The organism is Mesorhizobium sp. M7A.F.Ce.TU.012.03.2.1 (genome assembly GCF_004006095.1).
Taxonomy (GTDB): Bacteria; Pseudomonadota; Alphaproteobacteria; order Rhizobiales; family Rhizobiaceae; genus Mesorhizobium.
In genome coordinates this window covers 2,157,132-2,169,395 of sequence record NZ_CP034779.1, presented here as the reverse complement: position 1 = coordinate 2,169,395, position 12,264 = coordinate 2,157,132, and the positions used below count along the sequence as shown (strand labels likewise).

At 56.3% G+C, this 12,264-nt stretch carries 10 protein-coding genes; all 10 read right to left on the bottom strand.

Annotation, left to right across the window (positions count from 1 at the left end; genetic code table 11):
• Positions 1-157 precede the first annotated feature (157 nt).
• On the bottom strand, positions 158-664 hold the full coding sequence (locus EJ079_RS10440; RefSeq protein WP_063169304.1) for a TIR domain-containing protein: 507 nt from the start codon (positions 662-664) through the stop codon (positions 158-160).
• Between the two features lie 9 nt (positions 665-673).
• Positions 674-1,534 carry a DUF4231 domain-containing protein gene (locus EJ079_RS10435; RefSeq protein WP_063169305.1) on the bottom strand — a complete coding sequence of 287 codons (861 nt, stop codon included), beginning with the start codon at positions 1,532-1,534 and terminating at the stop codon, positions 674-676.
• Positions 1,535-2,943: 1,409 nt separating this feature from the next.
• On the bottom strand, positions 2,944-3,441 hold the full coding sequence (locus tag EJ079_RS10425; RefSeq protein WP_126038228.1) for an Lrp/AsnC family transcriptional regulator: 498 nt from the start codon (positions 3,439-3,441) through the stop codon (positions 2,944-2,946).
• Between the two features lie 493 nt (positions 3,442-3,934).
• The gene (locus EJ079_RS10420) at positions 3,935-5,458 is read right to left on the bottom strand and encodes a fumarate hydratase (RefSeq protein WP_127808948.1); all 1,524 of its coding nucleotides are present in this window, start codon (positions 5,456-5,458) and stop codon (positions 3,935-3,937) included.
• A gap of 27 nt (positions 5,459-5,485) precedes the next feature.
• Positions 5,486-6,919: an NAD-dependent succinate-semialdehyde dehydrogenase gene (locus EJ079_RS10415; protein WP_127808947.1), complete on the bottom strand. Its 1,434-nt coding sequence runs from the start codon at positions 6,917-6,919 to the stop codon at positions 5,486-5,488.
• Positions 6,920-7,113: 194 nt separating this feature from the next.
• Complete coding sequence (locus tag EJ079_RS10410; RefSeq protein WP_127808946.1) at positions 7,114-8,040, bottom strand: LysR family transcriptional regulator; 927 nt, start codon at positions 8,038-8,040, stop codon at positions 7,114-7,116.
• A gap of 85 nt (positions 8,041-8,125) precedes the next feature.
• Positions 8,126-9,070 (bottom strand): CoA ester lyase, encoded by a 945-nt coding sequence (locus EJ079_RS10405; protein WP_245481855.1) that lies wholly within the window; start codon positions 9,068-9,070, stop codon positions 8,126-8,128.
• A gap of 133 nt (positions 9,071-9,203) precedes the next feature.
• Positions 9,204-10,355 carry a CaiB/BaiF CoA-transferase family protein gene (locus EJ079_RS10400; RefSeq protein WP_164873759.1) on the bottom strand — a complete coding sequence of 384 codons (1,152 nt, stop codon included), beginning with the start codon at positions 10,353-10,355 and terminating at the stop codon, positions 9,204-9,206.
• Between the two features lie 14 nt (positions 10,356-10,369).
• Positions 10,370-11,623 carry a methylaspartate ammonia-lyase gene (locus tag EJ079_RS10395; protein WP_127811318.1) on the bottom strand — a complete coding sequence of 418 codons (1,254 nt, stop codon included), beginning with the start codon at positions 11,621-11,623 and terminating at the stop codon, positions 10,370-10,372.
• 403 nt (positions 11,624-12,026) lie between these two features.
• Positions 12,027-12,264 (bottom strand): integrase core domain-containing protein (locus EJ079_RS10390; protein WP_164873758.1); only part of this gene is annotated, 238 nt, incomplete at its 5' end.

Below are 12,264 nucleotides of genomic sequence, written 5' to 3'. Positions count from 1 at the left end.
TTGCACATGACCTGCAGCTTTCAGCCAAACTCAGCAAATCGGACGTCTTCTTATCATCGCTCGGCAAGCTCGGAACAGGCTGGCGGACGTTGCTAAGGCTAGTCGCCGCCAGCGGATGGCGAGGATGTTTGGCGGCTAAGTGCTTTTAGGTGGGCGATTATAAGCCGAGATCGCGATAGGTGCTTTCGCCATAGCTCCTGGCGCCATCGCCACGCTGAGCGTTTGAAAGCCGATGAAATTCGCTCGGCCAATTGGCTAGCGCGTGCTTGATGGCCTTCATCTTGAACGGCACGTGCACAACACATTTGTCCCTGATGATAGGCGGACAGCTCACATCTTGTTGCCGCGAGCCGTTAAGGTTTGCTGCGATTATCGGCAGACCTAGATCAAGAGCCAATTCCATTTCCCAGCGCACGAAGCGAAAAAGGTTTTTCGTCTTCTCACCGATCAGGACAAGTACCTGGCTCGATCCATTCATTCTGTTGCGAAGATTGCGTTTAACATAATCTTCGTCCTGTGCTCGGCTCGTCATATTGTCCAGATCGTGAGCGTTCGCGAATTCAAAACTCACATTCTCGCTGGCGTTCCACCCTTTCATAAAGCGGTATGCCCAAGCGTCTTCATCGCCGTCAAATATTACATAGGTCGGATCGCTGTATGCCATTGTTGTCTCTTAGTTGTTTTGACGAGCAACCCACTGGGTGTGCTCCCGTGAGAAAGCCAGTTCGGCTTCGTTCACCGCGGCGGAGAATGCCTCATCCGAGTTGGCGTCCGTAATAAGGTCGGCAGTCAAGCCGATCTCGTGAGCTGTCAACGTGTAAGCCGATGCCAATTCGTTAAATTTCTTGATCTGGGTCCACCCGATAAGCGAGGCGGCGATGACAATTAGCGGCTCGGTCGGCCAGCCAGGCATCGCGGGGTCAGCGATGCGTACTACGATGAACGAGAATCCCAGAGCGTATGCAAAAATACCAAGGCCCATCCAGACTTTCGCGGACCTCTTGTTCGAGCGCGCCTTCTTCTCGTACCACTTCCGTTGGTCGCAGATTCGTCTCTGCAGATATAGGTCTTTTCTTTCTTTTAGCGGGGAGTCCCTTATCGACATCATCTGGTCGGTTGTTTGGGGGGATGCTGAATCGGTGCCGCTCAACGCGCTACCAAGGTGACGATTGCTATCAAGGATACCTTCCATGAGCTTTCGAAAATCAGCTCTGGCGTCAGCGGCGCGCGCGTCATCGAACGGCTGTGCTCGCATCGCGAAGCGCCAAGTCAATGTCTTCACCGACTCTGCCAGAGCTCGAGCCTGATACCAGACCTGCTCGGGCTTTGTGACCGACCGGAAAATGAGGACTCCCATTGAGCAAAGAAATACCGCAGCATAGACACCGAAATAGGCTTTTGATGGCGACAAGTCCAAAGAGAGCACCGACGCTAAAAAAAGAAGAACGTACTCTGCCCGGATCAGGCGCAGAAACGTCGCCTGCTGCTCGTTGGATGCCACGTCGGCGCTATTATAGAGTCCAGGATATTTCATTTTTGAAGCACACCAGTCTATTTTATGGCGGTAAATTCTTTAAGCCAGGATTTGGCAAACGTGAGGTTAGCAGTCGAGCTTACAGAGCCTATTCTTGAGCGAGGCGCGGTGCCTCGGTTCATAAACAGGAATGCAGGTCCTGTCCCATCAATGTAAGGGTATAGGCCCAAAAATTCTTGCCCGGAGAATGTTTCCGAAGAATTTTTTGCCACGGGCAGAACCGCTACCGCGGTCCGAAACCCATCGAAAAAGCCAAGCTCCCAAGGCATCCATCTGGATCCTGGAGAATTGTTTGAATGCACATAGATTAGGGTCTTTGACTGCCTCATACGGGTCCGCAGCAACTCGGCGGTGGCCGAGGAGACTTTTGTGCGGTCCAGTTGTGAATCTTCGACCCAATCTACGTAAGCAGTGAACCCAAGCTCCTCGAAAATTCGCTTCACACCGAGAACGATCTCTGCGTCCTTGAAAGAATGTGACAGAAAAACGTCGAATGACGATCTGGCTGTAGCTACGGCCGTCTCTTCCTTTAGAACGATCGATGCGGCTCTATGCCCTCGACTGGCATTCGCAACTCTTTTCAGCTCTGCCTCGGTCAGTAGCACTATTCAAATCCCCCCATGATCTGTTCGCAATCTATGAACTTGACGCCCATTCGATTAAGCGACCCTTGTCTTGTGAAAACTGGCACCATGCTCTCCAGCCGGTAGCGCAACCTCCACCTTCTCAAAGACCACGTCGGGTGGCAGGAGTGACCGGCCTTGTCACCCACCTACGCGACCCCGGCACAGCCATGCTCTTCGCTTAGAAGGCTGCGGAGACCAGCAATGTCAAACAGGACAGACGATCTCCTAATCTCGATCAGCAACGAACTTAGGACGTAAAAACGCGATGGAGCGATCTCCGAATGTCCGCAGGCGTCGAGGGCCGGGTTGGTCGCCAAGGCCGAGCGGGCCAGCTTGCACTCCCGCTACCCGTCGGCTTGCCAAACCCTCGCTGTAGATTCGCCCCCTACACGGATGCGCTGACCGCGACTAAGCTCAATCGCCACTGATCGCCAATCCAGGGCGAAAGTCCCCCCCTTGAAGTAGCGGTAGAGGCATTTTTCGGCACTTCGCATCTTAGATAGACGCCTCCTCAACCAGGCACGATCCGGTTTGGCTTCTCGCCGTAACCGTGCTGGCCAAGTGCGTCCGATGGCTGCTTCGATCCGTCTCCTGGAATGATCGGTTCCAGATTGCTCAAGCGCATCGTCCTTCCTCGCCATCAACTGGCGGATAGCGCTCGGCCACCTTTTTCCAGCAATTAGTATACCGCAAATGTCCCTTGAGTTTCGTCGGAATGGGCGCCTTTTGCCGACGAATCTACGGGATCCGTGCCAAACGCCGTTGAAACTTAAACTTTCGGTTTCACCGTTGCCTCAGGGCGGACAAAGGTATCGGTGAATTGGACTTCACTGGTTTCGTGACGACAAGGCTATAGTATTGATCAATCCCCAAGCCTGCCTGCAGCAGTCCCTCCATGAAATCCTGATAGGCGGCCATCGAACGAGATGCGACCCGCATCAGATAATCGACGCGCCCCCCAATTGCCCAGCAGTCCAGGATTTCCGGAATCTCTTGGATTGCAGTTTCGAAGTGTCGTTGGTCCTCAAGACGATGACGATCCAGCACGACCTCTACCATCACAAAGATCATGCCGCCAATGAGGGCAGGACTCAGTCGCGCATAGAATCCCTCAATAATCCCTGCGGCCTTGAGTGCTCGGAGCCGCTCCGAACAGGCCGATGCCGAAAGATGAACTCGTTTTGCAAGCTCACTTTTTGAAATCCGACCGTCTGCCTGAATTTCGGAGAGAATCCGGACGTCCCAACTGTCGAGTTGCACGGGATCGGGTTTCGACTTCATAACCTATGCTCTCAGCGATGACATCGCGTTGTGTGCCGATCAATTCTATCATCAATTGAAACGAGCGAATGTAGCAGTGGAAGGCATCCGTTCCAGGCCCGAGATGTGCCAGAATGGGGTACGAAAATCAGCTGAGGGAGAGCGATCAGCTGAGAAAAGCTGCAGAAGTAGTTTGGCTATCGCCCCGACGCCTAACGGGGCAATGATGCAGCTGGAGAGGATAGCCGGCCGCGGCGGAGACCATGATAAATAGATAACCGATTTTCTTGAATCTCGCTGCCGTACTTGATAGACGCGCGACTGCATTCGACCCTCGATCGCATGGACGGCATACTCAATGCAGTATTCACTCGCACATTCAACTATTAGGGTGAATTGAAGGCCTTGCTTGGCCGGCTCGCCGAGGCGCAGGGCACCGCAAATGCCGCTCGTCTTATGGCTTGCCCGATAATTTGGCGCTCGGGTCTGGCCGAAATCGCCCAACCGGAAAGACTCAAACACCGATGTTGCGTGCGATGCTGTCGGCCGCCATACGCTTACGCCACTCAAGAGGCCCGGAATTGTGAATGGAGTTTCCCTCAACATCGACAGCCATGACGACGGGCATGTCCTGCACATCGAATTCATAGATGGCTTCCATGCCCAGGTCTTCAAAGGCGACAATCCGCGCCGCCTTAATCGACTTTGAAATCAGGTACGCAGCGCCACCCACTGCAGCAAGGTATGGCGTTCTGTGTCTTACAATCGACGCGATGGCCGCCGGTCCCCTCTCCGCTTTGCCCACCATCGCGAAAAGGCCGGTTTCGGCGAGCACCTTGTCCGTAAAATCGTCCAAGCGGCTGGAGGTTGTTGGACCGGCGGGTCCAACGACTTCATTCCTCACTGCCCGGACGGGACCGACGTAGTAGATCACGCGTCCCCGCAGATCGACTGGAAGCGGCTTGCCGGCATCGATCAGTTCGACCATTCGTTTGTGGGCAGCGTCACGGCCCGTCAGCAACTTTCCAGACAGCAGGAGCGTTTCACCGCAGCGCCACGATGCCGTCTCTTCCTTCGTAAGCGTATCTAAATTGACCCGCCGGACGCCGGCTGGGTTCAATTCGTCGGCTCCGATGTCGGGCCATTCGCGCAAATCGGGCGGCTGGAGGCTGATGGGTCCAGAGCCGTCCAAAGTAAACTTCAGGTGCCGGTTGGCGGCGCATTGCGGGATGAGCGCCACAGGCTTGGACGCTGCATGAGTAGGATAGGTCGCAACCTTGACGTCAACGACTGTCGTCAGACCACCAAGGCCTTGGGCGCCGATACCAAGCGCGTTGATCCGCTCATAAAGCTCAATCCGCAGCCCCTCTTCTGCGCTTGACGCCCCCCTTGCGATCAGTTCCGCCATATCTATGGGCTCGTTCATGGCCTCCTTGGCCAGCAGCATCGCCTTTTCAGCGCTACCACCGATGCCGACAGAGATCAGTCCAGGTGGACACCACCCGCTGCCAAGGGTCGAAACGGTATTCACCACCCAGTCGGAAACGGAGGCGCTGGGATTGAGAGTGGTAAAACGTGCCTTGTTCTCCGACCCGCCGCCTTTCGCGGCGATGGTGATCTCAATCTGGTTACCTTGCACCAGGTCGACATGGACAACTGCCGGTGTGTTGTCGCGGGTGTTGACCCGTCTAGCGAGGGGATCCGCAACGATCGATCCCCGAAGGGGATTGTCCGGATCGAGATAGGCTTGGCGTACGCCCTCATTCACAAGATCAGCGAAACTGGCCGTTGACTTAATGCGGGCATCCATGCCGACCTTTGCGAAGACAACCACAAGTCCGGTGTCCTGACAAATCGGGCGCCGCCCAAAGGCCGCCATGCGGGAGTTCAGCAGAATCTGACCTATGGCATTCTTCGCCGACGGGCTCTGTTCTCGCGTGTATGCGTGAGAAAGAGACCGGATATAATCTGGAGGATGATAGTACGAGATGTACTGAAGGGCGTCGGCGACGCTCCTTGTGATGTCGCTACCGGCCATGGTCCGTGTTCTGTTTCCCACCGGATTTTATCCAAATGAACCGAGGCCATTGACCATTTTCAGAATCTGGAAGCTTCGCACCCCCTGCTCGCCGCCTTCATATCCATAGCCGCTTTGCTTGACTCCTCCATAAGGGGCATCAGCGGAAACCCCTTTCAGGTAATTCACACTAACAGCGCCCGCAGAAAGACCGCCCACAAGCCTCTGTTGCGTATCGGCCGCGCCAGTAAACAAGTAGGCGGCCAGACCGTACTCCGTGGCGTTGGCTTCATCGATCGCCTCTTCGATCGTATCGAAAGGAGCCACGGTGAGAATTGGTCCGAACGGCTCTTCATGAAGCACTCTCGCTTCCTTCGGTACGCCAGTCAGGATGGTTGGCGGCCAGTAAAACCCCGGTCGGTCAAGGGGGATGCCACCGGTCTCGATTTGGGCGCCGCCCTCTACCGCATCTTTGGTCAGGCGTTGCATGGCCTCGATTCGCCGCGCGTTTGCCATGGGACCCATCTGCGTTGCAGGGTCATCCGGTGGACCGATCCTGATTTTTCGGACCGCCTCCGTCATCCGGAACAGGAATTCCTCATAGCGGGATCGGGCGACAAGAATCCTGCTGGGCGCATTACAACTCTGGCCCGCGCACTCGAATTTGTATTCCGAAATAGCCGGTATCGCCGTTGCCAGGTCGGCATCTTCGCACACAATAACCGGGGAATGTCCACCGAGCTCAAGGATGCAGCGCTGCAGATTATTCGCGGCCAGTGTGGCCAGCTGTTTCCCAACAGCGGTCGACCCCGTGAACGTCAAGACTTTGACAATTGGCGAACTGAGCAGATGCCGTGATATATGCACAGGAACACCGAACACCAGGTTGACCACGCCTTCCGGTATCCCTGCTTGACGCAAAGATTCCACGATATGGACAGCCACGCTTGGCGTCTCTTCGGCCCCTTTGAGGATCACCGGGCAGCCTGCCGCCAGCGCGGGGCCGAGCTTGCGGGCGATGAGAACGGCTGGATAGTTCCACGGCGTAAAGGCAGCGACGACACCGAGGGCCTCCGGGACGATCATCCTGTTCGGACCCAACGGAATCGGGGTCGACAACTCATCGGCATGCCGTCCATTCCATTCCAGCGTTTCGACTGCGCGCGCGTACTCTCCTGTTGCTTCGGCAATCGTCTTTCCCTGTTCGGACGACAGGTCCCTGGCTGCGGCGCCAGCTTTCTCTGCCAGAATGCTGGCGGCAGAGACGAGTATCTCGCCACGCTCTTTGGCGGGTCGTGAGGACCACGCCTTGCGGCTGCGTTCTGCCGAAGCAAGAGCTTCATCCAAGTCTGAAACCGTAGCCGAGGCCACTGAGGCAAATACCTTCTCCGTCGCCGGGTTGATCACCGGCAAAGTGGCTCGGCTACCACCGGCTCGCCATTTGCCATTAATGAAGAGCTCGTAACTCTTGGCGTCGGACATCGCGGGCTCCACTTGACTGAATTCTTGCATACGAGCGCAGTTTCGATATCGAAACTGCTGAACTCGCTTGAGCCAGTTTCATCGCGATGGTCGCGGCGGGTCAAATATCGAATATTGCCGAAATCCATCTGGAATCCAGATCGGCTGGTCCTAATGGCCGCAAAAGATCATGCCCAGCTTTACAGGTTAGTTTGTCAGGTCGCCTCAGGCGCCACCGCCGCCCAGTCCCGGATTTCAATCAATTTTCTGGCGACCTTCGGAATGAGCTTGCGGACCGCAGAAACGGCCGCAGAACGCTCATCTTTGGGATTTACAGCGAGCACCACGGACCGAGTAATCACCGGATCGACGATCTTGACAGTCCGGACCAGCCCTTGGGAGGCTTCTTTCTGAACCGCAGACGGGGCGAGAATAGAATGCGCTTTTCCCTCTACGACCATGTTGATGATCGTTGAGAGGGAGTCCACTTCAAACCTGACGTCCAGCGCGCAACCGTGTTGTGCAACGACATCAGCCACCGAACGCCTGACATTGTTGTTGCGCATGGGAACCGCCAGGGGGAATGCATGCAGGTCGGCCAGAGATATCGCATCTTCAAACGGTGGCTCGCCGGACGGAACTACCAGACAAAGGTCTTCGCGCGCTAGCACCGTCATTCGCCCCACACTGTCTGCTGTGCGGTACAGAACCGCCAGATTGAAGCGTCCAGCCGCCATCCATTCCTCTAGCGGTCCCGTCATACCCTCGACCATCTTGAGGGACACCTTGGGCAGTTCGTGTCTCACCGCCTCAAGCAGCGGACCGCTCAGGACGCGAGCAGCTCCAGACGGAATGCCAATAGTCACCTCCCCGGCAGGGGAAGCGGCTGTGTTGGTCAATTCCACCTCGGTAAGTCGAATTTCTTTGAGAATTGCCCGCGCCCGCTCGAGCAGTTTGGCTCCTGACGCCGTCACGCTCACGCCGGTCCTGTCGCGTATCAGCAGCTGAGTGCCGAAGCCTTCCTCCAATTGGCGCACATGCAGACTCAGCGCACTCTGGGCGACATTCAGAAAGCCAGCGGCCTTGGTGAAACTGCCTGCTTCGACCACGCCAACGAAGTATCTTAACTGCCTAATTTCCACGGGTACTCTTCCGAGGGCGAACTCCAATTTATGTAATCTATCTCGAAATGCGATGGCGCGACAGCAATAATTGTGCCAGGGCGCACTAAGTCTGCTCTAAACCAGCCGCAGAAGGCTCAAACACCCAAGTCGGTTCCGGACCCCAGGCGGTAATTTCTTGGGCCCTTCGGATCACCGGTGGATCGATCATCTTTCCATCCAAGGCGAAAGCGCCTCGGCCCTGCCCTGCCGCATCTTTTTCCGCCGCGAGAACACGACGGGCCCACTCGATCTCCTGTGCGCTCGGCGAGAAGGCCTCATTGAAGATGGCCACTTGTGCCGGGTGGATCGCCAAAGCTCCGGCAAAGCCAAGCCGCCGCGCATGCGCCGCGGTTTCACGAAGTCTATGGGTGTCTGAGAACTCGCCAACGCTTCCAATAAAGCCCAAAGGGAGCAATCCGGCCGCGCGGGCAGCGAACAGCACGGCAAGGTTCGGGGCCAGGAGCAGATCAAATTCCGGGGCACCGCCGACAGCGGCACTGAAGTCTTCAGGACCAAGCGCCATTGCGACCATCCTTGGATGCGCCGACGCAATGGCGGCAAGCCTTTGCAAGGCGCCCGGAGTCTCGATTTGAGCGAGGAACCGGATGCGTCCCGGCGCAAGACTTCTTTCCCGTTCAAGTTCTGAAACTGCATTCGCGATCTGTAATACCCACTCTGCCGAATCCGTCTTCGGAAGAACAAGCGCGTCAACACCCGCTATCACTGCTGCATCAAGATCCGCCGCCAAAGCGCGCAAACCATGATTAACGCGGACCAAAACAGATGCCCCTTTCCGGCCCACCTTTGCCACGCATTCAGGAAGCTGCCGCCGTGCCTCTCCTTTCTGATCCAGGGGAACGGAATCCTCGAGGTCCAGTATGACGCCATCCGCACCCCGCTCATGGGCCGTCTCCACAAAGCGCGGTACGTGAGTGGGTACGAAGAGCAGGGATCTCCAGCGAGGTACAGACATCGCGCTTTCAACGGCTGGAAAAGTGTCCTTGATCACGGAGTCGCCTCTGCAATCAATCGTAGCGAGCATGACGGCAGTGGGCTTGCTGGATGGCCGACGCGTTGAGATGATCCGAGGTACACAGACTTTTCGCAAACCGCGAGCGCACTCACCTTACTCAGGCGCGCGCTCACGCTGACGCGGCTCTTTCGCGCAAAAGCCCCAGAACCTCCTCGCGGACAGCCTCGGTATGAGCGCCAAGAGCCGGAACTGGTCGCAGCGAGGGGTGCTGCGAATCGAAAATTGCCGCCGGCGCTATCGTATTGACGGTTCCTTCGGGTGTTCCAACCTCGACCCTGCGAATATGAGGATGCCTTGATACATCCACCACTTCGTTCAGTCGGCCATATGCAAGGCCGGCCGCCTCAAGCTCCTGCATCGCTTGGTGGCAGGATAGTTCGGAAAACCGGCGGTCAATGATCTCATCAAGCTGCGCACGGTGACTGAGACGCTCCATATTATCAGCAAAACCAGATGCGCGTGTAAGCCCAGGCTGCTTAAGAAACTTCTCGCAAAAATTCACCCATTCGCGGTCGTTCTGAACTGAAAAGATGACCTCTTTGCCATCGGCACAACGGTAGGCGCCATACGGCGCAAGCGATGGGTGTTTCACGCCGGCGCGTAACGTATGGTAGCCGCTGTAGTCGTTTTGCAAAACAGGAACATTCATCCAGTCGGCGACGGCATCGAACAGTGACACTTGGATGCTGGTGCCTTCACCGGTGACCTCGCGGTGATACAGCGCCTGAAGAATGGCGCTATGTGCTGTCATGCCGGCCGAAATGTCGCAAACCGAGACCCCAACACGCGCGGGTCCTTGTTGGTTGCCGGTGATCGCACACAGACCAGTTTCGGCCTGGACGATGAGATCATAAGCCTTCAAGTGGGAATACGGCCCCTGCTCCCCGAAACCAGAGATATCGCAGGTGATCAGCCGCGGAAAACGTCGACGCAGATCCGCAGACCCGAAACCCAATTTTTCGATACTGCCCGGCTTTAGATTTTGGATCAAAACGTCGGCACCGGCAATGAGCGTGTCCAGAACGGCGCGGTCCGCCTCAGATCTCAAGTCCAGACAGACCGACTCCTTACCCCGGTTGAGCCAGACGAAGTAAGCGCTCTGACCCCGCACCAACTTGTCGTAATTTCTGGCAAAATCCCCTTCGGGCCTCTCGATCTTGATCACCCGGGCGCCGGCATCAGCAAGGCGAGACGAAGCGTAAGGCGCAGCAACCGCCTGCTCCACGGCAACGACGGTGATCCCCTCAAGAGACTTCTGCATGCGACACCGTGTTTTCATCCAACGTTTTCGTTTTGAATTCGACGACGGTTCAGCATAGCCAGCAACCGATTTTGTTCGTTCCCAACTATTGAGAATGCCTCGTCGACACCCATTCCAGGCTTCGCAAGCATCATGTCTGCCTGGGTCGCCACCGATATGTGGACAGAAGCTTGGGCAGAGAGATCTGTCTCGGTACAGCTTCCTCCAACGTACGCGCCTACCTTGTTCTCCTTGCACAGGAGCACGGCATGTGCCGTGTCAGCCAATGAGCCAACATCGGGCGTCTTGATTTGAATGAGATGCGCGGCTCTCGCTTCGGCAAAGAGCCGAATATCCTCAAGCGTGTTGCACCTCTCATCGACGACAATTCGAGCACTGGAACCTCGGCTGTCCAAAATGGATACGATCTCGGCGTAGTTCTCAATTTGAGCTTGCGTCGAACCAAAGTCCGCCGGGGACTCGATGTTGATCGTAAAACCCGGAACGGTATCGACAACCCTGCAGATAAAATCGGCGACCCGTTGCGGTTCCAGGCCGATTTCTTGACCGATCCAGCCATAGACATCGAAATGCAGCACGGGATTATACCCGGGACGGCCGATCTCGCGCGTACGCTTCGCGACCCACTTCACGAACTCCATGAAGGTCTGACCGTCTACGCCGAATTTCTGCCGAGAGTTGATCAGGCCGTGGGGAAGCACATCCACACCCTTCAGAATCATCTTGTCGACGTTAATTTCACGAGCGTCACCGCTCTGGCAATAAATCGGTACCCGGCATGTCGGCAGCTCCAGACCAAACTCCGCGCATATGATCTCCGCCATCGTCTTGCGCTGAAGATGGGCGGCTGCGCGAAGAAGAGCTTGGCTCACGCCATACTCAACAGCCACAGGTAACCGCTGATGTTCGACTGGTTCAAAAACCTTTGTGCAAGAATCACGAAAATGAGAGGCATCGACATCAACAAGCCGCGGAGCGACAACGCGTGACGTTAATGATGAGATTTGCTTAGTGTCGAACAGAGGATCGCGTCCACCCGCACCAGAGTACTGGACGTTCATCATATCGCCCCAAACGACGACGTCGTCGGTAAGGACAAGCCCGACGCTGAGCGAAGATGCTGGAACGCGAATCGACTTGAACCCAGGCGTTGTCGGTGCGCCGACATAGATAAAGCCGTCCTGGGTTGCGCCGGACCTAATGGCCTCCTGATCGTCGTAGAAAAATGCGCCGTTGCCAGGCGCGAGCAGGACATCTTTGATCTGCACTTCGTTTCGCTCGATTTGTTCGTGTCCAACTATGCGCCACTTCGTATTAATTTCGCCAATATAAAGTCCGAGGTGGTGCCATCGCGTTTTCAGATGGCCGGCGATTTTCCCCGAGCAGGTTGACGGTAAGAGCTGTGACGGCAAGGCAGATACCGGGGCGAAGACTAACCACGGGCGATAGAGAGATACAGGCGGGAACTTGAGATCATGTCGCCCAGCTCGAATCTCGGACTGAACGCCTATGGCCAGAAAGCCAAGAAAGAACTCTGTCAGAATGGCATCAGCTCCGGCACTGGCGTCCCTGGACCGGTGGAATAGTGATCGCATGACATGCCGCCACACAGCTTCGGCAGGCGCGCATCGCCGCAGAGCACGGTCTCCAGGTAGGGATGTTCCCGAACACTTAGATGTTTAGTCCCGGCATTTGCTGGAGRGGATCGAGTTTGAAGCGTTCCGGTTGTGACGCCCACGCCTTGCAGATGAACTCGTAGGGCGTAAGGCCTTTGAGGGTCTTGAGCCTGCGACCGAAGTTGTAGGCCGAGATSAAGTCGGCAAGGTGCTGGCGGAGTTGGTCGTGGCTCTCGTAATAGAAACGCCTGACGGTTGCATCCTTGATAGTCCGGTTCATCCTCTCGACCTGG

Bases quoted from the DNA above. Each gene is read 5' to 3' on its own strand.
- EJ079_RS10420 (WP_127808948.1), bottom strand. From the start codon at position 5,458: ATGGCCGGTAGCGACATCACAAGGAGCGTCGCCGACGCCCTTCAGTAC.
- EJ079_RS10435 (WP_063169305.1), bottom strand. From the start codon at position 1,534: ATGAAATATCCTGGACTCTATAATAGCGCCGACGTGGCATCCAACGAG.
- EJ079_RS10400 (WP_164873759.1), bottom strand. From the start codon at position 10,355: ATGCAGAAGTCTCTTGAGGGGATCACCGTCGTTGCCGTGGAGCAGGCG.
- EJ079_RS10415 (WP_127808947.1), bottom strand. From the start codon at position 6,919: ATGTCCGACGCCAAGAGTTACGAGCTCTTCATTAATGGCAAATGGCGA.
- EJ079_RS10440 (WP_063169304.1), bottom strand. From the start codon at position 664: ATGGCATACAGCGATCCGACCTATGTAATATTTGACGGCGATGAAGAC.
- EJ079_RS10425 (WP_126038228.1), bottom strand. From the start codon at position 3,441: ATGAAGTCGAAACCCGATCCCGTGCAACTCGACAGTTGGGACGTCCGG.